Here is a 21597-nt window from a genome sequence, read left to right on the forward strand (position 1 = left end):
ATGAAACGCTTTTTTGTTCTGGGCGCGGCCCTTATCGGTGCCGCCACCATCGCTTTCGCTGAAGATGTAGTGATTGAGCCGCCCGCCGAAGTCTCTCTCGCGGACGGCCTCGCCGCGTTTGACCGCATCTATGAAGTCACCTCGCATCCCCGGTGTTCTAACTGCCATGTCGGCGCGGATAACCGCCCGATGTGGTCGGGGCCAAGTTACGGGCGCACGCGGCCCCACGGGATGAATGTGAACGCGGGCGAAAGCCGGATTGGCGCCGAGTATGTGACTTGCAACGCTTGTCACGCTTACCGCGAGGACGGGGCCAATGATGCGCCGCACATGGCGCCTCAGGTCTCCATGACGTGGCAATTGCCGCCCGTAGAGGCCGAGTGGTTCGGGCGCACGGCAAACGAGATTTGCGCGCAATTGCGTGATCCAGAGCGCAACGGTGACCGCGACTACATCGCGCTTGCGGGGCATCTGGAGCACGATTTGATCCTGCACTGGGCCTGGACACCCGGCGGCGGGCGCGAACCCGCGCCCTATTCGTTGCAGGAACACGTGAACGACATCCTGGCCTGGGGCGTCGCAGGATACCCCTGCCCCGACGACTAAATCCCAAGCACCCCAGACCCTTTGCGCGAATCGACTTGTCTGCAAAGCTGACATCCTTGGGTTAAGGGGGATGATGAGTGACAGCGGGCGAGGCGGCAATTCTGTGTGTGGTGGCCGTGATCGGCCATCTCATGGCGCTGTTCTGGCTGTGCGTGGAAGACTACGAAGTCGACCTGTCCCGCGACCAGATCTACGATCTGCCGATCAAAGACCCTCAGGTGCGGCGCGAGTTGAAGAACTCGCTCCATACCCCGATGCATGCGGTGATGCTGCTTTTCGCGCTCCTCGCAGGCCTTTTTGAGGCGCGCGGCTTCGGCGCTTTCCTATGGACGCTGGTGCTGACTGCGATCTGGGCCGAGATCTGGCACTACGCCTCGCACCGCGCCTTCCACCTGAAGGCGCTGCATTGGATCCATGCCGAACATCACAGAAGCCGCCTCTCCAGCCCCTTCACCGCGTTGTCATTCTCGTTCACCGAGAAACTGATCTTCGACATCGGCATGATTGGCGGCATGGCGCTTGTTGGATTGTTCATCGAGCTGAACTTCTACGGCCTGGCGACCTGGTTTGTGGGCTATCTGATCATCAATTCCTACGGCCATGCCAATTATGAGATCCGAGGGGCGGCCTTCATGACGCTCAAGGGCACGGTTCTGACCTCTACCGTCTATCACGCGCTGCACCACAGCCGGTACACGGGCAATTACGGGCTGGGGACGCGGGTCTTAGATCGTCTGTTCGGCACCGAATGGCCCGACGCGGTGGCGGTCTTTGATAAGGTTGTCGTGCAAAAGACACCGCTTCGCGCGTTGCGCGAAACCGTGGAGCAGGCGGAGCCCAACCCATGACGCCCGAGATGCGCGATGCGCTGCAGAACGCCGGCCGGGAGGTGAGCTTCGCCGATGGCGAGGTGCTGCGCCACAAGGGAGCCTTCGCCCCCGACATGTTGCTGATCACGCGCGGTGAGGTGGATTGCGTCCTTTCTGAGGATGACGACGTACACCTGACCCTTGGCCCTGACACAATCGTTGGCGAGATCGGTTTTTTGACCGGCAAGGGCGCCACCGCAACCCTGCGCGCCATCGGACCCGTGGACGCCCTGTCACTGGATTCCGCCGCGCTGCAACAGTTGCAACGGGACACGCCCGCGATTGCCGCCGACGTGCTGCGCCACCTCGCGCGGCTGATGTCCGACCGCCAGGAGCAGAATGAAGAGCTGTTGGCGGAAAGCGATGACGGCAGGGCGTCGGACTTTGAGATCATCCGTTGTTCGACACTGGACCAGCTGCGCGCGGCGCAGCGGCTGCGCTATGATGTCTATTGCATCGAGTTGGGGCGAAGCTCTCCCTACTCGGACGCAGAAGAGGGAATTCTGGTCGACGATCTCGACCAGCATGGCGCGTCCTTCATCGCAGTGGAGGCGGGTCAGGTGATCGGCACGGCGCGAGTCAATCTGGGCCGGGACGGGGCGCTTGGGGTTTTGCCGGACCTCTATGGTATCGCGACGTCCCGATTTGCGCTGGAAGACAGCGCGATCATCACGAAATACGCGATCCGCGACAGCCACAGGGGCGGGTTCACCTATCTGCGGCTCTTCAGTGCCATCGGGACCTATGTGAAGGCGGCGGGCGTCGGCGCGATATTTATCGATTGCGTGCCGAAGCTGGCGCGATTCTACACCAGCGTGGGGTTCGAGCGCTCGGCTGAGGATTTCGTGCATTATGAAAACGGCGTTTCAGTACCCATGGTGTTGGATCTGAACGCTTATTTCGAACGGATGCCCCTTGAAGAACGCCTGCGCCGCGGACGTGCTTTCTGAGCGTTAAGCGTTCTTTCACCCACAGCCAGTAGTGAAGTCCGGTGAATGGTCCGCGAAAGGGCGCCAATGGCCGAGAATGAGCTTCGTCCAATCATCATCAAGAAAAAGAAGGTGATCAGCGGTGGTGGCCACCATGGCGGCGCCTGGAAGGTGGCCTATGCCGACTTCGTGACCGCGATGATGGCATTCTTCATGCTGATGTGGCTTTTGAACGCGACGACCGAAAGCCAGCGCAAGGGGCTGGCCGATTACTTCAGCCCCTCGATCCCGGTCGCACGAATCTCCGGCGGTGGCGATGGCGCCTTTGGCGGCGAAAGCCCATTCTCGGAAGAGGTTTTGTCTCAGGAAGGGACTGGCGCGACCAGTCTGCGCCCGACAGAGGGGCGGCAGGCCCTTGGGTTGGAAGGCAATGAACACGACGCCGAGGAAGAGGCGGCCAATCTGGCAGAGATTGAGGGGTCTTTGACCGGCGATGGCGGTGACAGCATCATCAGCGATCTCGCCCGCCCCCACATTGAGACGCGGCTGACAGACGAAGGCCTGGTGATTGAAGTCTTCTCGCGCCCGGGTCAGCCGATCTTCAACCCCGACACCGGCATGCCGCAGCCTTGGTTGGCGGATTTGGCGGTTTCCATGGCTGATCTGTTCGGGACCGTCACCAACGGTGTCGCCGTTGAGGCCCATATCGCAGCAGAGCCGTTGGTGCGTGCCACGGAAAGCGGCTGGCAACGCACGACCGAGCGCGCGCAGATGTTCCGCGCTCTGCTGGAAGGCGGTGGCCTGGATGCGCAGCGCATCGCGCGCGTTACTGGCCATTCGGACCGGGAGACAACCGTTCAACCGCCGATTTCGCCCCGCAATGACCGGATCGAGGTCATTCTGCTGCGCACCCGCTTCTAGATCCCGGCCTCGGGGTCGAGCCCCGGTAGAAAATGCGTCGCATTTTATTCGTTAGGACGACCTTAAGCCCTCGGCCCGCACTGTAGGACCAATTCCAGATGCAGCAGAAAGGCGCATGTGATGACAATTTCTTCCTCGCTCAACGCGGGTGTGGCGGGCCTCTCGGTCAATGCCAGCCGTTTGGCCACGATTGCCGACAACATCGCGAACTCAGGAACCCACGGGTACAAGAAAGCGGTTGCGGATTTCTCCTCCATGGTGATCGACCAGGGCAGCGGGATCTACTCCGCCGGGGGCGTCCGCGTCACCACGCAGCGGTTGATTGACGAATCGGGTGCCCTTGGGACCACCAATAACCCCACCGACCTCGCGGTGCGCGGTCGCGGATTTCTTCCCGTCACCACAAGTGCCGCAGTGAATGCCGCTGAAGGCGCTGACCTGCCGCTCTATCTCGCGACCACCGGATCGTTCCGCACCGACGCCGATGGCTACCTTGTGACCCCATCAGGTGTGACCCTCATGGGATGGCCGGCCGAGACGGACGGGACGATCCCCAGCTTCCCGCGCGACACAAGCGCGGGCCTGCAACCCGTCCAGGTCAACGTCAATCAGTTCACGTCCGAGCCGACCACGAAGATCTCCCTCGGGGTCAATCTGCCGGGCACCGACACAACCGCCGGGTCGGCGGGCGACACGCGCCAATTGTCCGTCGAATACTTCGACAACCTCGGCACCTCGCAATCCATCGACGCTTACTTCACGCCAACGGTCCCCAACACCGGGGATCCCGCGTCCAATACCTGGACGATGGTGCTGCGCGACAGTGCCTCTAACGATGCCATCATCGGCGAATACACCGTCGTCTTCGATGATAGTCGGACGGGTGGTGGAACGATCCAAAGCGTCGCCCAAGGCGTGCCCCCCGTGGGCGGCACCTGGAACGCAACCACCGGCGCGTTTACCGTCGACGTGCTTGGCGGACCGATCGAGATCAACATCGGGGCGCAGGGGTCCGGCGCCGGCCTGACCCAACTCTCAGACAGCTTCGCCCCCACGGCCATTTCAAAGGACGGCTCCCCGGTCGGTAACCTGGTCTCGGTTGAGGTTGACGCCAATGGCTACGTTCACGCCAATTTCGACGTTGGCATCACCCGAACGGTTTACCAGATCCCCCTCATCGACCTGCCCAACCCCAACGGGCTGATGTCCCACGACAATCAACTCTATTCCACCTCTGCGGAAAGCGGCAGCTTCTTTCTGTGGGATGCGGGTGACGGCCCCACAGGCGACGTTGTCTCTTACGCGTTGGAAGAATCTACCACGGATGTCGCCGCTGAACTGACCCAGCTGATCCAAACGCAGCGGGCCTATTCGTCGAATGCGAAGATCATTCAGACCGTGGACGAGATGCTGCAGGAGACCACGAATATCATCCGCTAACCTGGCGATGGCATTCGGGTCTGAAATCCCATGAGCATCTCTTCCACTCTCTCAAGTGCCTTGAGCGGCCTGACCGCGTCGTCGCGCGCGGCAGACGTGGTGTCATCCAATATCGCCAATGCGATGACGGAGGGGTATGGCGTCCGCCGTCTAGATGTGGCGGCCCGGCAAATCGGCAACGACGGCTCGGGCGTGCGCACGATTGGGGTCACCCGGCAAGAAGACAGCGTGTTGATCAGTCAACGCCGCTCTGCCGGTGCAGACCTTGGGGCGCGCCAGACCGCCGCTGATTTCGCGGCGCGTCTTGAAACGTTGATCGGCGCGCCTGACGAACCCGGCAGCCTGTCGGCGCGCATGGCCGATTTCGAAGGCAAACTTATCTCGGCGGCCAACGCGCCCTGGAACGCGACCCACCTTGGCGGCGCCGTTCAAGCCGCCGAAGCCGTCGCCGAGACCCTCCATTCGCTCAGCAACGGCGTTCAGGCTGAACGCAAACGCGCGGACGCCGGGATTGCGCAGGCGGTCGACCAAATCAACGCTGCCCTGGAAGGCCTTGAAGAGCTGAACGTTCGCATCCTTTCCGTGAATGCTGGCGGCGGAGAAATCGCGTCGCTGATGGACGCACAGAACCAGCTAGTGGACCAGATCGCGCCGTTCATCCCGTTGCAATCGCGCCGGGACAACAACGGCAAACTCAGCATCTACAGCGACGACGGCCATGTCTTGCTGAGCCATCGCGCGGCGACCTTGGGATTTCAGCCATCTGCGGGCATGGATCCCTACCTATCCCTGGACAATGCCACGCTCTCCGGCCTAACAATCGATGGCCGGGCGATGCGCATGGATGGGTCCTACCCTGCCTTCGATGGCGGCCAGTTGAGCGCCCTTTTTGACGTGCGCGACACACTTGCGCCCGAAGCTCAGGGCCGCCTCGACGGCATCGCTAGGGACCTCGCAGAGCGGTTTGACAGCCCCGGTATGGATCCAAGCCTGTCCGCCGGGGCACCGGGCCTTTACACCGATGCGGGCAGCCTCGTCGATGGGGTCAACGAAGTCGGCCTTGCCGCAAGGCTGCGCGTTAACGCCGCCGTCCTCCCGGACGAAGGCGGCGCCGTTTGGCGGCTTCGCGACGGCATGGGCGCATCGACAGAAGGCCCAACGGGCAACGCGACGTTTCTGACGGCACAGATCGATGCCTTGGCCATGTCGCAAGCGACGGGGTCTGCCGCATTCTCCACCACTGGACGCTCCATGTCAGGGTTGATCGCTGAAAACCTGTCGATCGCAGGGCTGGCCCGCTCCAATGCCGATATGACGCTGAGCCGATCCTCTGCCCAACACTCCGCGCTTGAGACGGCAGAACTTGCAGGCGGCGTCGATTCCGATGCCGAGTTGCAGCACCTTCTGCGGATCGAACAGATGTATGCCGCCAATGCCCGCGTGGTAAGCGTTGCCGAACAGCTCATGGATGAGCTGATGAGGATCGCGGGATGAGCATTACCTCCTACAGTGACGCGGCCCATTTCAGCCTATTGCGCCGCGACTCTGCGCAACAGAGGGCTGATCTCACGCGCCTCACATCCGAGCTTTCGTCGGGACGGATTGCGGATCTGGGCCAGGCCTTGGGGGGTGATTTCTCGACCCTCGCGGACATCTCCCGTGGCATGCGTTTGAACGCCACTTTCGCGGCCTCGGTGACGGAAGCCGCGATTGCGGCGGAGGGACGGCAAAGCGCCTTGGGGCGCATCTCGGCTGAGCTTGACGGTTTCGCACCCTCCCTCTTGGCAATCACCGGCGGTGGCAGCCTCTCGAACCTTCAATTGAAGCTGGCGGACAGCAGCGACCGATTTGAGCAGGCCGTCAACGTTCTGAACACGCGGTTCGCCGGGCGCAGCCTTTTCTCCGCCGATGCCCCCGATGCGACCCCGCTGATCAGCGCCGAGGACATGATGGTCGAATTGAGAACGCTTGTAAGCGGCGCCCCGGACGCCGCAACGGCCTTGGCCGATGTGAACGCCTGGTTCACGGACGCCGGGGGCGGTTACGAGACATTGGCCTGGCAAGGCGGGACGGGCGATGCACCCTCCGTTCTGATCGGTGAAGGGCAAACGGCGGAAACCGGCGTGACCGCGCTGGACCCGGCGTTGCGTGAGGCTCTGGCCGGGTTAGCGCTCGCCTCCCTCGCATCTGAACAGGCGCCGGGCCTCCCTGAGGATGAACAACGCGCCTTCATCACCAGTGCGGCGCATCTGATGTTGGATTCTGAAGATGGCTTGATCGCCTTGCGGGCGCGCCTGGGGGCTGAGGAAGCGCGCATCGAAGATGCAAAAGTGGCCGCCGAAACCGCGCGCAGCAGTCTTCAAATCGAATACGGGCGTCTGGTCGAGGCGGACCCTTACGACACGGCAACCGAATTGGAGGCCGTCTCACTGAGATTGGAAAGCCTCTACATCCTGACCGCGCGCCTGTCGCGCCTGAGCCTTACGGAGTACCTGAGGTGACCCGATTTCTTGCTCTCTTGTTGCTGGTGACCACGCTTGCAATCCCGGCCTTGGCCACACCCATCCGGATCAAGGATCTTGTCGAATTCGACGGGGTTCGCGGCAACGATCTGGTCGGATACGGCCTGATCGTCGGCCTGAACGGGACCGGCGACGGGCTGCGCAATGCGCCTTTTACAGAAGAAATCATGGTAAACGTGCTGGAGCGTTTGGGGGTCAACGTCACGGGTGAGCAGTTTCGCCCGCAGAACGTCGCGGCAGTGATCGTGACGGCCACATTGCCCCCGTTCTCACGACAAGGCGGACAGATCGATATCACCGTTTCTGCTATTGGCGACGCCGACAGCCTGCTGGGTGGCACACTGGTCATGACCCCTCTGACGGCTGCCGATGGCGAGATCTATGCCGTGGCCCAGGGCGCGGTTATCGCCGGAGGGGCCTCTGCCGAGGGTGACGGCGCGGAAGTGGTCCAAGGGGTCCCAACGGCCGGTGTCATTCCGGCCGGCGCGCGGGTTGAACGAGAGGTCGAGTTCGATTTCACCGGCATGTCTCAGATCCGGCTTGCCTTGCGGTCGCCGGACTTCACGACCGCGGCAAGGATCGAAGTCGCGATCAACACGGAATTCGGGCGCGGCGTTGCGGCGATGCTGGATGCCGGCACCGTTCTTCTGGACATTGGCGCGACGCGCGCTCCCTCACCCGCCCATGCCATCACGCGGGTCGAGAACATTCTGGTCCAGCCCGAGACCCGCGCGCGTGTGGTCGTGGACCAACGCTCCGGAACGATTGTCATGGGAGAAGACGTGAGGATCAGCCGGGTGGCCGTGGCCCAAGGAAACCTGACGCTGCGCATCCAGGAAGAGCCTCTGGTCGTTCAACCAAACCCCTTTGCTGAGGGTCAGACCGTTGTCCTCCCGCGCACCGACGCGGATCTCGTTGAGGAAACGGGTACTGGGCTGGCGGAAATTCCGGGTGGCACATCACTGTCTGAAGTCGTTGGGGCACTTAATGCTTTGGGCGTTTCTCCTCGGGACATGATTGATATCTTGTCGAGCATCGAGGCCGCTGGCGCGCTCCACGCGGAATTCATTGTAAGGTAGAACGAGCAGCCATAGCGACAGAGCACGCCCTGCAAAAGAAAAAGCCCCGGCCGTTGAGCTGGGGCTTTTTCTTGGGCTGCCTTGGGTCGCGCCAGATTACCGAAGTCGTCTGACGATAGACCGGGCGACTGGACCGGGGAGTGCTTTCAGGGCCTCGACCCGCTCGTCCCGCGGCAAGCCTTTGACGAGGCGAGCGATGATCGCCGGGTGTTCATGACCCAAAGTCGCGATGTCAGAGATCTTCGCCAAACGTGCATCCAGATGCTTGTTCTCTGCGGCCAAGGCCCGTTGGTCGACCGGTTTCTCCAGAGGGGGCGTACTACGCCCCTCCCTGGTTTGGGCGACGTCAGGTACCTTGCCACCCCCTTGATGGCGCAGCCGCTCCAGCAACCTATTGCGCTGCCAGGCCGCGCGTTCGGCATCAACCGGCGACGGCGATTTGCCAGCCTCGGTGGGCGCGTCCGGTTGCCCGTCGCGCAGTCTGGCCATCGCGTCCGGTCCCAACATGGTGGACAGAAGGCTGAGTTTTTCGGCACGGGACATGGGCCCCTGTGCAGCGGTGTCGGAGGGGTTTGTCATGAAGTCTCCTTTGGGTTGGGACGGTCAAAAATAGCTTCGAACCAAAGCGCCGGTGATCAGCACCCACCCATCTGCCACCACAAAGAATGCCAGTTTGAAGGGCAACGAGACGATCGCGGGCGGCACCATCATCATGCCCATCGACATGAGGATCGCGGCAACGACGAGGTCGATGATGAGGAACGGGAGGAAGACCAGAAAGCCGATCTGGAACGCCCGTTCCACTTCGCTCAACATGAACGACGGGATCAAGACCGAGGCGTCTGGATCGACGGCATCTGCCCCGGGGCGAAGCTCGGCCAAGCTGGCCAGTGTCGACATGTCGACGCGGTTGAGCATGAACGTGCGGAAGGGTTCGTAGATGACGGGGATCGCCGTCTCAGGTGTCAAATCGCCTGCGATTAGCGGCGCGATTCCCGTCGTATAGGCCTGCTCGAACACCGGGGCCATGACGAAGTACGTCAAGAAAAGCGCCAGGCTGACGATCAGCATGTTCGGGGGCGATTGTTGCAGACCGATGGCTTGTCGCAAGATCGACAGGACCGTGACCACAAAGGGGAAACAGGTGATCATCACGGCGAGGCCGGGGGCCAAGCTGAGCACCGTGATCAGGGCGATAAGTTGGAATGACCGTGCCGTCAGGCTGCTGCTGTCCCCCAGATCAAGCGTGATTTCCTGCGCCATCGCGCTGCCGGGCGACACCAGCACAAAGGCGACCAGCGCCAGGAAGAGGATTGGCTCAAGCCGCAGCATCGCCATGGTCCATGAGGGCAACGATGCGCACGGCCAGTTGCCCGGCCCTATCTCCATCCAGCTCAACCAGATCGCCCTCGGCGATCATCTTGTCACCGACCCAAAGACTGACTTTGTCTTCGATGCGGCTGTCGAGCGGTAGAACGGTCTCGGGCTCCATTGCCAACATGTCAGACAGGCGAGGCCGCGCTTTTCCGACACAGACCCTGATTTCGATCGGAACCGAGTGGAGGGCTGCGGCGCGTGCATTGGGTGTCTTCGGCTCAGACATCAGGCGACTCCTTTGGAAGGGGTTTGGGCATCAAACTGGGAAGATTGGGCGGCGAAGTCTGCAACGGCGTCTGCGATCCGATTTGCCGCGCTGGCCATGTCGAGATCTCTTTGTTCCGAGCCTACGCGGATCGAAACCTGCCCTTCCGCAAACGCGGGCTCCGGGCGTACGGTGAGACCGGAGAGTTGCTCAGTTTCCCCCAACCGCTCCAACGCCGCGCAGGCCGAGGGGGCGGCGCGAATCTCGATCTCCGCCTCGGTCTGGTCTTCCGCCAATGCGCCAAGTTCGGCCAGGACAGTCGGCGCCAAGGCCGCTGATGCGATCTTCGGCAAAAGCGTAGCGGCGACGTCGGCAAAGAAGGGCCCAAGGGCTGCTATGACGTCGCGGCGCGCCGTCTCGTAGGTGAGCTGCGCCTCCGAAAGGTTCTTTGCGAGGTCAGCCCCAATGGCCGTTCGCTCGTCAACCTCGGCAGCGGCACAATCAGCCCACCCGCATTTGTACCCGGCATCGTAGGATTCCAACGCATCCGTCTCGTCCTGGAGTTGGTCCGCCGGCGGCACCTCAGCCTCCATGGAATGAAGGCTCTGGGTCGTGTACGGTGACGCGAAGTCTTTCAGGATGAGGCTCCGCGTCATCCTGCCGCCTCCTCATCTTCGTTCATCCAGTTGCGCAGAATCTGGACCGTCTCTTCTTCACGTTCCTGGATCAGGAGGCGGAGGCGATCCACAGGATCCATATCTTCGAGGTTCTGTTCGAGTTCTTCGGTCAACGCGCCGGCCATCATCATCGGTAAGGCATCATCAAAGGCCAGTCCCATTTGCGACAACGCCGGGACTGGCGGCTTCGACTCCTCTGCTTCATCGGCCATGCGCAGCTCTGGGCGGTCGGACGCCGCCATCGGCAGCGCGGACGGGTCGAATTCCGCGTCGGTATTGGGGGAAGGCAAGCTTCCAGCGGGGTCGAGCGGCGGAAGGGTATTCAGGCCGCCTGGCGCACCACGGGAAAGCAGCGGACGCAGCAGACCGAATGCAATCGCCAAGGCGACAAGGGCCAGCACGAGAGTTTGGATGATCTGGCCAATGTCGAGGTTCAGACGATCCGCGAAGCCAGCCTCCGTCAAATCTGTGATCGCCGCCGCATCAAAGGCCATGGACTGGATCGTAACCAAGTCGCCCCGAGATTCACTGTAGCCGACGGCGGACCTGACAAGCTCTGTGAGGGCTTCCACTTCCGCATCGGGTCGCGGAACGGTCTCGGCGGTGCCGTTGCCGTTGACCTCTTCGATCCCGTTGAGAAGCACCGCGACAGTGATCCGGCGGATATCGCCAGGCTCCCGCTCTACCTCACGCTGCAGTTCGGACATGTCGAAGGTTACGCGTTCGCGCGATTCGGTCGTTTGTGCAGATGAACCTTCGCCCCCAGACCCCTCTCCATCGGGTAAGTTCGACGCAACCGTCACGCCAGCGGCGGCGCCGTCGGTCGTCGCATTGTCCATCTCTTCGGTGTCCGTCGCGACGATCACACGGCTTTCGGGATCAATCACACGCTCCAGGATTGTCTCCCGCGCCGTTTCCAACTCGACGGAGACCTGAACAACTGCGTTTCCCGGCCCAACCCGCGCGGCCAGTAAGCGTTCGATATTCTGTTGCAACTGTACGGCACGTCCCGCCGCATCGGCAGCCGGTGTCATCTGCCCTTGCCCGCCGAGCACTTGTCCAGAATCCGCATCGATCACGGTAACATTGTCCGGCCGCAAACCGGGCACCGACGATGCAACCATATACCGGAGGGCCTGTGCATGCCCGGGCGCGAGCCCTCCTGAGGAAGGGCGGATTGCCACCGAGGCCGTCACTTCATTCGTCGGCTGAAACGGGTCAGAGGATGGGTTGGCGATGTGCACGCGCGCGGCCCGGATGGCGGGAGAGGCCAGGATTGTCCGCGACAACTCCCCTTCCTTGGCGCGCCAGTAGGCGGCATCAAACATCTGCGACGTCGTGCCGAACCCCGAGAGCGAATCAAGCAATTCGTACCCTTGGGGGCCGTTGGCAGGCAGGCCTTCACCGGCCAAAGCCATCCGGAGTTCATCGCGCTGCGAAGCGTCGACGAAAATCTGATCGCCGTCGATCCGATGGGCCACGCCGCGCGCGGCCAAAGCCTCCACCACCTCACCGGCGGCGGCGGGGTCCAAGCCACTATAAAGAAGCTGAAAAGAGGGCTGCGACGCAATCCGCGTCAGGATCACAAGAACAACAGCGAGCGCGGCGAGGCCGCCAACCAGCACGCCACGACGACGCCCATCCAAACCGTTCCACATCTCCAGCAGCGTGTTCAACACGTTCCCTTTCACGCCGAGCCGTTCTGGCCCGATGCCCTCAGACATAGACGCCGCAGGATTAACAATCGGTTAGTGCCTTGGGGTTAAAACGAATGAGAACGAAACAAGATCGTGTGAACCATGTCAGAAGACGGTGAAATCGAAGAACCCAAGAAGAAGAAGGGCTTACTCGTCCCGCTTTTGGTCGGCGTGATTCTCGCCGCGGCGGGCGGCGGCGGGGGATTCTGGGCTGTGACGCAGGGGCCTTTGGCGGCGGAAACCAGCACGGGAGAGCATTCGGCAGACGATGGTTCGGGTCAGGGCGACGACGGCGGGCATGGGCCCGCGCTGGGTCCGACGAACGTCGCATTTCTTGAGCTGGAGACCATGGTCATCTCGCTCGGGGCCGAGGAATCGAACAGAAACCTGATTTTTGGGGCCGTTCTTGAGGTGCGGCCAGAGCATTTGGAAGAGGTCACGCAGCTCACCCCGAGGGTGCTTGACGTCCTGAACTCCTACCTGCGGGTGGTGGCGATATCTGAGTTAAGCGACCCCACAAGCCTTGCGCGACTGCGGTCTCAGATGCTGCGCCGCATTCAAGTGGTGTCCGGTACTGACCGGGTCCGCGACCTCCTCGTCACACAATTTTTGGTGAACTGAATGACACTCCTCATGAGTTACGGCGCTGATATTCTGGTCATTTTTGCGAGCCTCGGCGCGATGGCCTATTGCATGGTCCTCTCCCGCCGCCTGTCGCGGTTAACCAGCTTTGACAAGGGCCTGGGCGGCGCGATCGCGGTGATGTCCAGCCAAGTTGATGAGATGAAAGCGGCCTTGAAGGAAGCCAAGTCTGGATCCGACGGCGCGGGCAGTCAGCTCAATGATCTGGTGCACCAGGCCCGGGAGATCTCGTCTGAGTTAGAGATGATGATCGCGGCGTGCCACGACTTCGCTGAAGAAGCGATCTCCGTTCAAGCGCCTGGCGTCGACGCGGTGGAGGCGCAGCCCGACGAGACGTTGGAGCCTGATCTCGGGACGAACGAACCAATAGACGAGGACGTTCTGCCGATTTTTGGATCTCGCAGGGCCGCTGCGGAACGGGATCAAGCCGCGGCTCCGACCGCGGAGCCTCTGTTTGCCCGCCACCGTTCGGCGTCGGCGTAGCCCATGTCGAAAACCCAAAAAATACGTCGCCTCAAGCGCAGCGGTCTATTGATCACCCTCGGGCTCATTTTTGCGGCCTCAATAATCTTGCGACTGGGGACCCTCGACCTCCGTCTTGTATCAGCCGCAGAGGCATCGGACCCGGAGTTGCACACGTCAGACATAGGGCCGACAGCCCCGATCCGAGCAGCTCTGGACGAAGTCATGGCTTTGCGCGACCGGTTGGCCGAAAGAGAAGCGGCTGTCGCAGACCGCGAGCGCGCTATTGAGGCGGTTCAGCCGTTGATTGAAGAGCGCTTGGCCGTCCTTGAGGCCGCGGAAGCACGCCTGCAGGCCCTGATCCAAACGTCTGATTCAGCCGCTGAAGCGGACCTCACACGTTTGACCGAAGTCTACCAAACCATGGAAGCCGATCAGACCGCGGCTCTTTTCGCGCAGATGGACCCCAACTTCGCGGCAGGTTTTCTGACCCGCATGACCCCGGCCGCAAGCGGCGCGATCATGGCGGAGTTGGACCCGGCGATTGCCTACGCAATCTCGGTCGTGATCGCGACACGCAACGCAGGTGCGCCAACGCTGCGCAACCCTGAAGAAGCGACGGGTGCAGACACCGAATCTTAAGTCTTTGCTGCCAAGCCTCATTACAGCGCAGGAGAACCCGCCATGCTTGGAATTATCGGAATTGTCGTCGTCTTCGTCATGGTCTTTGGCGGCTACAAACTGGCCGGAGGCAAGTTCGGGATCATTCTGAAATCCTTGCCGTTTGAGTCGATGATGATCATTGGCGCCGCCGTGGGTGCCTTCTTAATCTCGAACGACAAAGGCGCCATCAAAGCGACGATCAGCGCGCTGGTGAAGGTCTTCAAGGGGCCGACTTGGAAGGATTCGGACTACCAGGATCTGCTCTGTCTATTGTTCGAATTGATCCGCTTGCAGCGCCAAAACGCCGTTGCGGTCGAAGAGCACATCGAAAACCCCGAAGAGTCCGAGATCTTTGCGCGGTACCCGAAAATCCTGAAGGATCACGAGGCGGTGGAACTGATCTGCGACACGATGCGATCCGCCGCCATGAACTACAATGACCCTCACCAGGTCGAAGAGGTTCTGGATAAACGGCTGGAGCAGAACGTTCACCACCAAATGCACGGCAGCCATGCCATGCAAACCGTGGCTGACGGCCTGCCTGCTCTTGGGATTGTCGCCGCCGTCTTGGGGGTCATCAAGACGATGGCGTCCATCGATCAACCTCCAGAAGTCCTTGGGGGCCTGATCGGTGGCGCTCTGGTCGGGACGTTCCTAGGTGTGTTCCTGGCCTATGGTTTCGTGGGTCCGTTCGCGGCGAAAATGAAGGCTGTGATCGAAGAGGATCACCAATTCTACCTCATGATCCGAGAGGTCTTGATCGCCAACCTTCATAGCCATGCCACCAATATCTGCATTGAAGTGGGACGCCAGAACGCACCGCACCATGTGCGCCCGGATTTCAACGTTTTGGAGGAGGCGCTGCGGGGTCTCAAGCAAGCGGCATGAAGCGTGCTCTTTATTTCCTTCTTCTGGTCGTCGGCCTTGGCATTTCATGGCCGACGCTTCCTTTGGCTCAAACGATCCGCATTCAATCGGGCGACCACCCGGGCTTCACCAGGCTGGTTTTGCCGATCGGGGCTGATCGACAATGGGATCTTGAACAAAACCAGAACGATCAGTGGGAATTGACCCTGACCCCTTCGGTGGACGGCTTCGACACATCAACGGCTTTTGACCTCATTCAACGCTCCCGCTTGTCCGGCTTAACGGCAGCCGAGGCGCTGTCGCTTGAGCTTGCCTGCGACTGCCCGGTAACCAGTTTCCGCCACAATTCGCGTTACCTCGTCATCGACATCGCAGACCCCGACCCAAACGCGCCCGCCCCCGAGGTTCTTGACCCTGATGCCCGGGACCGGGCAGCGGCTGCAGATGCGCTTCCCAACCTAGCAACTCTGCTCGGGTCGCCCGACGGCTTGCCTGACGTGGCAGTGCCGCTTGCCAACGTGGTGCCCCCGGAACCGACGCTCGTCCCTGAAACCGAGGCCCCCAATCCCAGGTTGGCAGAAGCCGCTCAGATCATGGCGGAGCAATTGGCCCGCGCGGCGGCATCTGGCCTGTTGGACATCGCGCCGGACCAGGCAATGACCCTCGGCGACCCGACAGACAACGCTGGCCCGAGCGCAAGTGAGCCAGCGGAACCCACCCCGCCTACAGTCGAAACTGCGCCAACACGCGACCCCCATGGCACGCCGGTCGAGCCCCCTAGCGGCCCCTTGCCGATCCGCGCTGAAACCGCGTTTGACACGACCCTGCCCATGGATTTGCCGCTCAGCTCTCCGTCGGCTGAGGCATCCTGCAACAATCGTCCGTTCGTTGTTGCGGAATGGTCGGACGGAGACAGCCTTTACCAGAACCTTGGAGCCCTTCGGCGGGATCTCTATGATGAACGCGATGTCCTTACGACCACCGGTACCCTCGCGTTGGCTCAGCACTACCTATACTTCGGGTTCGGCGCCGAGGCCCGGTTTTGGCTTGAACAACTCCCAGACCCTCCGGTCGCCTTGCTGCATGTTGCAGCCCTCGTGGATGGAGCCGATTCCGCCCCGTTCATTCCCGTCGAAACCACCGATCTTTGCACCCAGGGAGAGCTTTTTTGGCGCTATTTGGCCGGGGCCGTGACGGTTCCCCTCAACGACGATGATACGTCAGCCATTCAGCGCGCCTTTGGCGATCTGCCCCCCAGCTTGCGCGATCACATGGGGCCCCGCCTTGCCCGACAGTTGGTCGCTGATGGACACGATAATACGGCGCACAATGTCCGCGACGTGCTCTACCGGGGAGGGCGCATCGATGCTGTCGCCCTGCGCATATTGGACCTGGAAATAGGCATTTCCCCGGACGCACCCCCCGCCCAATTGCAGCAGGAACTGGCCGAGGCCTTGCGCGACGATGGCGGGGATCCCGTCTCGGTCCTAACCCATGCGCTTGCATTTGATCGGCGTGTTGGCACCTTGCCCACGCCGACCCGTTTGATCGCCGCAGACGCGCTGATCCGCGAAACCGGAGAGGGGCCCGAAACCGACGATCTTTGGCGCGAAACGCTGCTTGGGCACGCCGCACTCGGTCAGATCGACGAAGCGATCAATCGTTTGGGAGACACCGCCCGGAGCGAGGCGGCGCGGGCTGAGGCTTTGACCGATCTGATCGCCGAACGCGTGAGCGTGGGTGACACGGCCGCTCTGGTCGTGCTCGCATATACCTACGGCAGCAGTTGGCGTCCTGAGGGGTCAGCAGATGGCCGTGTCCAGGTGCGCGCGATTGCCGCCTTACGAGAAGAAGGGCTCTTTGAGGCCGCCCAGATCCTACGCGATGTACGCCGGCCCCTTATCCTTCCTGCCCCCGATGCTCCGCCGGAAGAAACCGAGGACGGCGCTGAGCTGGCCTGGCAGGAGGCCAACTGGACGCGTCTTGTCGAAACCGGTGATGGCGCCCATGCCGCGATCGCCGAGCGGTTGGTGCAACTGAATGCGGCCTCTGAGGCACCGACCAATGACCCGTTTCCCGATCTTCAAACCCTGACTACGACCCTCGATGATAGCCGTGAAATGAGGTCGGAAATCATCGATCTTTTGGCGCGGCCCTCCCTTCCCTAACTCAACCAAGTGATCGGACTCTGCAGAATGCGACGCCGAGACAACGCAACCTACTTAGCCAGCCATGTGCCGCATGCCCTTGGCCGTCGTCCAGCGGGCGCCTTGCGGCAATCCAATCCTGTCCAAACCGACGAACATAGTGCCTCCACGGTGCAGCCATGATGTCCGCAAAAGCGCTGTTCCAACCGACCATTCTGTTTGCCCTCGCGCTCATGGCGGTGATCATCATGATGATCTTGCCGGTGCCTTCGTTCATCCTCGACATCGGATTGGCCGCTTCCTTCGGACTGGCCATCCTGATCTTCACCGTGACCCTGTTCATCGAAAGACCGCTCGACTTTTCGGCATTTCCGACGGTGCTACTTGCGTCCCTGATGCTGCGCCTGTCGCTGAACGTGTCTTCGACCAAACTGATCATCGGCCAGGGACACACCGGCACCGACGCGGCGGGAAGCGTGATCGAGGGGTTTGCGATGTTCGTCATCGATGGCTCTGTCGTCATGGGGCTGGTCATCTTCTGCGTCCTGTTGATCGTCAACTTCATCGTGATCAACAAAGGCGCCGCGCGCATGGCAGAGGTCGGGGCCCGTTTTGCGCTCGACGGGATGCCGGGCAAACAACTCGCCATTGATAGTGACATGGCCGCAGGCGCCATCGACCACACCGAAGCCAAGACCCGGCGTGAACGGGAGCAGGCAGAAACAACGTTTTTCGGCTCTCTCGACGGGGCGTCGAAATTCGTGAAGGGCGACGCCATTGCCGGTCTTTTGATCACCCTCCTGAACCTTGTTGTGGGCCTCATCATCGGCACCACAATTCACGGCATGCCAATCGGTCAAGCCTTTGAAACATATTCCATTCTGACCATTGGCGACGGATTGGTCAGCCAAATCCCATCGGTCATCATCGCGATCGCTTCCGCCCTTCTTTTGGCACGCGGCGGGGCCAGCGGCGCCACCGACACGGCGCTTTTTGCGCAGCTTGGTCGGCATCCCTCTGCCTTGGTCGCCGTCGCCCTACTCATGACAATATTTGGCTTGGTCCCCGGCCTGCCCATGGCGCCGTTCCTGCTCGGCTCAGCCGCACTTGGCTATGCCGCGTGGCGACGCATTCAAACCGTGGAAAAGGAGGCAGCACCTGACGCCACCCCAAACGCCGAGACCTTGGAAGCGCCCAAAGAAACCAGCGGTGACCTGCTGGATGTGGACGACATCCACGTCGAGTTTTCGCCCGATCTTGTGAGCCTCGCCCTCGACCCGGCCACCGGCCTTGATGCCCGGATCAAGAACATGCGGGAGCATGTGGCACGGTCGTTTGGTGTCTTGCTCCCTGAAATGAGGTTGACCGATCGCGGCGACCTTCCACCGGGAACGTACTCGATCCGGCTCCTCGGCGTGGAACATGCGACCGCGCAGCTCAACCCCTCGCGGGTCTTGATGTTGACCCAGGACGGCGCCGTTGACCTGCCCGATGGCGAAGAAACATCAGAGCCTGTTTACGGCGCGCCCGCACGGTGGATCGACCCTCGAGATCGCGAGCGCGCAGGCCTCGCCGGGATGACCGTTGTTACCCCTTCCGAGGTTTTGGCGACACATCTTCTGGAGGTGCTGAAGCGCAATCTTTCGCGTTTGATGACCTTCAAGACGCTGCAACGGCAACTCGATGCCTTCATCACCCTCAGCGATGGTACCCGGTCCGAGGAAAACAGGCGCCTCCTTAATGAATTGGTGCCCGACAAAGTGCCGCTTGACCTGCTGCACTCGATCCTTCGCCTCCTGTTGTCCGAGCAGGTCTCAATCCGCAACCTGCCGCTCATTCTGGAGGCAATTGCCGAGTCGCGCGGCACCACAACCCAGCCCGAGATGATCTGTGAACACGTCCGCCAACGCCTCGGGTTTCAACTGATCGCTGACATGAAGCGGAGCGATGGCACCTTGCCATTGATCCAGCTGTCGAGTGATTGGGAAGACATCTTCATGCGTTTCCAGATCGGCGGCGATGGCGGTCTGCCAGAAATCGCGCTGCCGCCTGATGAGTTCAACGCCCTCGCAAAATCGGTGGGCGAAAAAGTCGCCGTGGCCAGTGAAAAGGGAACCTTTCCGGCCGTCGTCACCTCATCGCTTCGCCGCCGTTTCCTGCGCACCGTTCTGTCGGCGCGCGGCATTACCAACCCCGTTTTCTCCTTTGAAGAGATCGGGTTGGAAGCCAAACCCGCCCTGGTGGGCTTGGCCGCCCCATGATCGAGTTGCTTGCCGAAATACTTGCTCTTTCTCAAGTGTGGCTTGCCACGGCCGTGGCGGTGTTTCTCCGGGTGGGGGCTTGTTTTCTGGTGCTGCCCGGTCTCGGGGATCAGATGATCCCCGTCAGGGTTCGCCTGGGCGCGGCGCTGGCTTTCACGGTTTTCCTCACGCCGGCGATGCAACCACAACTCGCCGCGGACCAGGTCCTGCCCCCCATCACGGCCTTCTTTTCCGAGCTGATAGCGGGATTGATCATCGGCATGGCCCTGCGATTTCTGGTCCATGCCCTGCAAGTTGCCGGAACGATCGCCGCACAATCGACATCGCTGAGCCAGATCATGGGCGGCGCGACGCCCGACCCTCTGCCCGCCATGGGCGCGATCTTGATGTTGGGCGGTTTGACCCTGGCCGTGCTGTCGGGCCTTCACGTCCACCTTGTCGAGACGTTTCTACGCTCTTACAGCGTGCTTCCTTTTGGAGATCTGCCCGGCCCACGGGATCTTGCCGGATGGAGCGTGGATGAGGTCAGCGCCAGCTTTTCGCTGGCCGTGTCCCTCGCCGCGCCCTTCCTCATCGCCTCTTTGATCTACAACGTGGCGCTTGGCGTGATTAACAAGGCGATGCCGCAGCTGATGGTCGCCTTCGTTGGCGCCCCAGCGATAACCTGGGGTGGATTGGTCCTGCTGCTGATCACCACGCCCTTCATTCTGCCGGTCTGGCTCCATGCGTTTGAGGGCGCGCTTGCCAATCCAATCGGGGGGCGGTGATGAGCGACGAAAACACCAGCCCAAGCGATAAGCCATATGATCCGACCCCGAAGAAAATGGAGGATGCCCGAAACAAGGGTGAGATCGTCAGGTCACAGGATCTGAACACCGCCGTGGTGTATGGTGGGTTTTTGTTGTCAGGGTACATCCTCGCCCCCTGGCTCGTGCAAAATCTGGGGCAGATGACGCAAATGACGCTCGGCCATGCCGAGGTGATCGCGCCCCTGATGCTCGGCCCCGGCGGCGACGGGCCGGCTGTTGGCTTGCTGTCGGGAAGCCTGCTGGCGACGGGGTCGATCCTGATGATCCCCGCCGGGATTTTACTGGTGGCCCTGATCGCGCAACGTGCCTTGCTTTTCACGCCGTCCAAACTGGCGCCGAAGCTCAACCGACTGTCCCTTCTCGGCAATGCCAAGCAGAAATACGGCCCCCAAGGCATGTTCCAGTTCGCCAAATCAGCGGTCAAACTGGCGCTCGTCTCGGTTTTTCTGGCACTTTTTCTTTGGGCGCGAGCTGAGACTATTCTGGCGTCCCTCTATGGCACCGCGGGTCAGCTGCTGGAGCAATTGGGTCGCCTTTCGCTCGATTTCCTGATGGCCGTGACGGGCATGGCGGCCACGATCGGATTCATCGATTGGTTCTGGGAGTGGAGCCAGTTGCGATTGCGCAACCGCATGACCCGGCAAGACATCATGGACGAATCCAAAAGCGCCGAGGGCGATCCGCACATGAAACAGCAACGCCGCATGCGGGGACAGGAGATCGCCATGAACCAGATGATTGGCGACGTCGCTGGGGCCGACGTTATCGTCGTGAACCCCACGCACTACGCCGTCGCCTTGAAATGGGATCGACTGGGCGGCGGTGTGCCGGTTTGCGTCGCCAAGGGTGTCGACGAGGTGGCGCGGCGGATCCGTGAAGCCGCCTCCGAGGCTGCCGTTCCGATATTCTCGGATCCGCCAACCGCACGCGCCTTGCACGCCAGTATCGAGATCGGCGCGCCGATCGCACCCGATCAATATCGGGCCGTCGCCGCCGCCATCCGTTTCGCTGATCTCATGCGATCCAAAGCGAAAGCCCGCCGATGAGCGGTCCGGACAAGCGACTGAAGCGCCTGCAGGATATCGCAGGGCTCCTGGCAGACCACGCCTTGCAGCCGGTCGTCGCTGCCACTGCAAAGGTCCATCGGATCGAGGCCCGTATTTCCGAGATCGCAAGTCACCGCGCCAAGTTGATGGCCAGCACGGATGATCCATCGATTGCTGGAACCATGCTTGGCCAGTCAGAGCGGTTGCGGGTGAAACAGGCAAACGCCCTGACCGAACTTGCGGCTGCCCGCGTTGCCCTGGAAAAGGCCCGCCGGGCCGCCGCTAGGGCAGTCGGGCGGGATCAGGCCCTGGCTGCCATGGGCGAAAAGCGAACGGTCGCCGCCAAGCTGGAGGCGCGCCGCCGTTTGTTGCGATGAG

At 61.6% G+C, this 21597-nt stretch carries 22 protein-coding genes; 17 read left to right on the forward strand and 5 right to left on the reverse strand.

Translation table 11 applies throughout. The features are described 5' to 3' along the window. The 8 genes from AC6I9R_RS22125 to AC6I9R_RS22160 all read left to right on the forward strand — a co-directional run bounded on the left by AC6I9R_RS22125 (position 1) and on the right by AC6I9R_RS22160 (position 8366). Complete coding sequence (locus AC6I9R_RS22125; protein ID WP_461428652.1) at positions 1–606, forward strand: hypothetical protein; 606 nt, start codon at positions 1–3, stop codon at positions 604–606. 77 nt (positions 607–683) lie between these two features. After that, entirely contained in the window at positions 684–1454 is a 771-nt protein-coding gene (locus AC6I9R_RS22130; protein WP_461428653.1) for a sterol desaturase family protein, read from the forward strand. Next, positions 1451–2425 (forward strand): cyclic nucleotide-binding domain-containing protein, encoded by a 975-nt coding sequence (locus tag AC6I9R_RS22135; protein ID WP_461428654.1) that lies wholly within the window; start codon positions 1451–1453, stop codon positions 2423–2425. Before AC6I9R_RS22130 ends, AC6I9R_RS22135 begins: the two co-directional genes overlap by 4 nt. Before the next feature lie 45 nt (positions 2426–2470). Beyond that, the gene (locus AC6I9R_RS22140; RefSeq protein ID WP_497863045.1) at positions 2471–3325 is read left to right on the forward strand and encodes a flagellar motor protein MotB; all 855 of its coding nucleotides are present in this window, start codon (positions 2471–2473) and stop codon (positions 3323–3325) included. A 120-nt stretch (positions 3326–3445) separates the two neighbouring features. Next, complete coding sequence (locus AC6I9R_RS22145) at positions 3446–4765, forward strand: flagellar hook protein FlgE (protein ID WP_461428656.1); 1320 nt, start codon at positions 3446–3448, stop codon at positions 4763–4765. Between the two features lie 30 nt (positions 4766–4795). Beyond that, the gene (flgK, locus tag AC6I9R_RS22150; RefSeq protein WP_461428657.1) at positions 4796–6259 is read left to right on the forward strand and encodes a flagellar hook-associated protein FlgK; all 1464 of its coding nucleotides are present in this window, start codon (positions 4796–4798) and stop codon (positions 6257–6259) included. Beyond that, complete coding sequence (locus tag AC6I9R_RS22155; RefSeq protein WP_461428658.1) at positions 6256–7266, forward strand: flagellin; 1011 nt, start codon at positions 6256–6258, stop codon at positions 7264–7266. Before flgK ends, AC6I9R_RS22155 begins: the two co-directional genes overlap by 4 nt. A 26-nt stretch (positions 7267–7292) precedes the next feature. Beyond that, positions 7293–8366 carry a flagellar basal body P-ring protein FlgI gene (locus AC6I9R_RS22160; protein WP_497863046.1) on the forward strand — a complete coding sequence of 358 codons (1074 nt, stop codon included), beginning with the start codon at positions 7293–7295 and terminating at the stop codon, positions 8364–8366. A 96-nt stretch (positions 8367–8462) separates the two neighbouring features. On the opposite strand, the gene AC6I9R_RS22165 is transcribed toward AC6I9R_RS22160, so the two are convergent. Genes AC6I9R_RS22165 through fliF form a run of 5 tightly spaced genes read right to left on the reverse strand, consistent with a single transcriptional unit; the run spans position 8463 to position 12349 of the window. Continuing rightward, a complete protein-coding gene (locus AC6I9R_RS22165) occupies positions 8463–8945 on the reverse strand; it encodes a hypothetical protein (protein WP_461428660.1) in 483 nt (160 codons plus the stop codon). A gap of 24 nt (positions 8946–8969) precedes the next feature. Further along, positions 8970–9698 carry a flagellar type III secretion system pore protein FliP gene (gene fliP, locus AC6I9R_RS22170; protein ID WP_461428661.1) on the reverse strand — a complete coding sequence of 243 codons (729 nt, stop codon included), beginning with the start codon at positions 9696–9698 and terminating at the stop codon, positions 8970–8972. Next, a complete protein-coding gene (locus AC6I9R_RS22175) occupies positions 9685–9969 on the reverse strand; it encodes a FliM/FliN family flagellar motor switch protein (protein WP_461428662.1) in 285 nt (94 codons plus the stop codon). Before AC6I9R_RS22175 ends, fliP begins: the two co-directional genes overlap by 14 nt. After that, positions 9969–10604: a FliH/SctL family protein gene (locus AC6I9R_RS22180; RefSeq protein ID WP_461428663.1), complete on the reverse strand. Its 636-nt coding sequence runs from the start codon at positions 10602–10604 to the stop codon at positions 9969–9971. The genes AC6I9R_RS22175 and AC6I9R_RS22180 overlap by 1 nt, the downstream gene beginning before the upstream one ends. Then, positions 10601–12349 carry a flagellar basal-body MS-ring/collar protein FliF gene (gene fliF, locus AC6I9R_RS22185; protein ID WP_461428664.1) on the reverse strand — a complete coding sequence of 583 codons (1749 nt, stop codon included), beginning with the start codon at positions 12347–12349 and terminating at the stop codon, positions 10601–10603. The genes AC6I9R_RS22180 and fliF overlap by 4 nt, the downstream gene beginning before the upstream one ends. Positions 12350–12424: 75 nt before the next feature. Here fliF and AC6I9R_RS22190 point away from each other — a divergent pair, with 75 nt between their 5' ends. The 9 genes from AC6I9R_RS22190 to AC6I9R_RS22230 all read left to right on the forward strand — a co-directional run bounded on the left by AC6I9R_RS22190 (position 12425) and on the right by AC6I9R_RS22230 (position 21596). Next, positions 12425–12943: a flagellar basal body-associated FliL family protein gene (locus AC6I9R_RS22190; protein WP_461428665.1), complete on the forward strand. Its 519-nt coding sequence runs from the start codon at positions 12425–12427 to the stop codon at positions 12941–12943. 12 nt (positions 12944–12955) lie between these two features. Continuing rightward, entirely contained in the window at positions 12956–13447 is a 492-nt protein-coding gene (locus tag AC6I9R_RS22195; protein ID WP_461428666.1) for a DUF6468 domain-containing protein, read from the forward strand. Between the two features lie 87 nt (positions 13448–13534). After that, entirely contained in the window at positions 13535–14068 is a 534-nt protein-coding gene (locus AC6I9R_RS22200) for a MotE family protein (protein WP_461428667.1), read from the forward strand. A gap of 42 nt (positions 14069–14110) precedes the next feature. Beyond that, positions 14111–14977, forward strand: coding sequence for a flagellar motor stator protein MotA (motA, locus tag AC6I9R_RS22205; protein WP_461428668.1), 867 nt, complete (start codon positions 14111–14113; stop codon positions 14975–14977). Continuing rightward, complete coding sequence (locus tag AC6I9R_RS22210) at positions 14974–17124, forward strand: hypothetical protein (protein WP_461428669.1); 2151 nt, start codon at positions 14974–14976, stop codon at positions 17122–17124. Before motA ends, AC6I9R_RS22210 begins: the two co-directional genes overlap by 4 nt. 158 nt (positions 17125–17282) lie before the next feature. Further along, positions 17283–19364, forward strand: a complete 2082-nt coding sequence (flhA, locus tag AC6I9R_RS22215; protein WP_461428670.1) for a flagellar biosynthesis protein FlhA — start codon at positions 17283–17285, stop codon at positions 19362–19364. A 53-nt stretch (positions 19365–19417) separates the two neighbouring features. After that, positions 19418–20131: a flagellar biosynthetic protein FliR gene (locus tag AC6I9R_RS22220; protein WP_461428671.1), complete on the forward strand. Its 714-nt coding sequence runs from the start codon at positions 19418–19420 to the stop codon at positions 20129–20131. Next, positions 20131–21219, forward strand: coding sequence for a flagellar type III secretion system protein FlhB (flhB, locus tag AC6I9R_RS22225; RefSeq protein ID WP_461428672.1), 1089 nt, complete (start codon positions 20131–20133; stop codon positions 21217–21219). Before AC6I9R_RS22220 ends, flhB begins: the two co-directional genes overlap by 1 nt. Beyond that, positions 21216–21596: a hypothetical protein gene (locus tag AC6I9R_RS22230; protein ID WP_461428673.1), complete on the forward strand. Its 381-nt coding sequence runs from the start codon at positions 21216–21218 to the stop codon at positions 21594–21596. Before flhB ends, AC6I9R_RS22230 begins: the two co-directional genes overlap by 4 nt. Position 21597 lies beyond the last annotated feature (1 nt).

The sequence above is a fragment of the Gymnodinialimonas sp. genome, assembly GCF_059726805.1.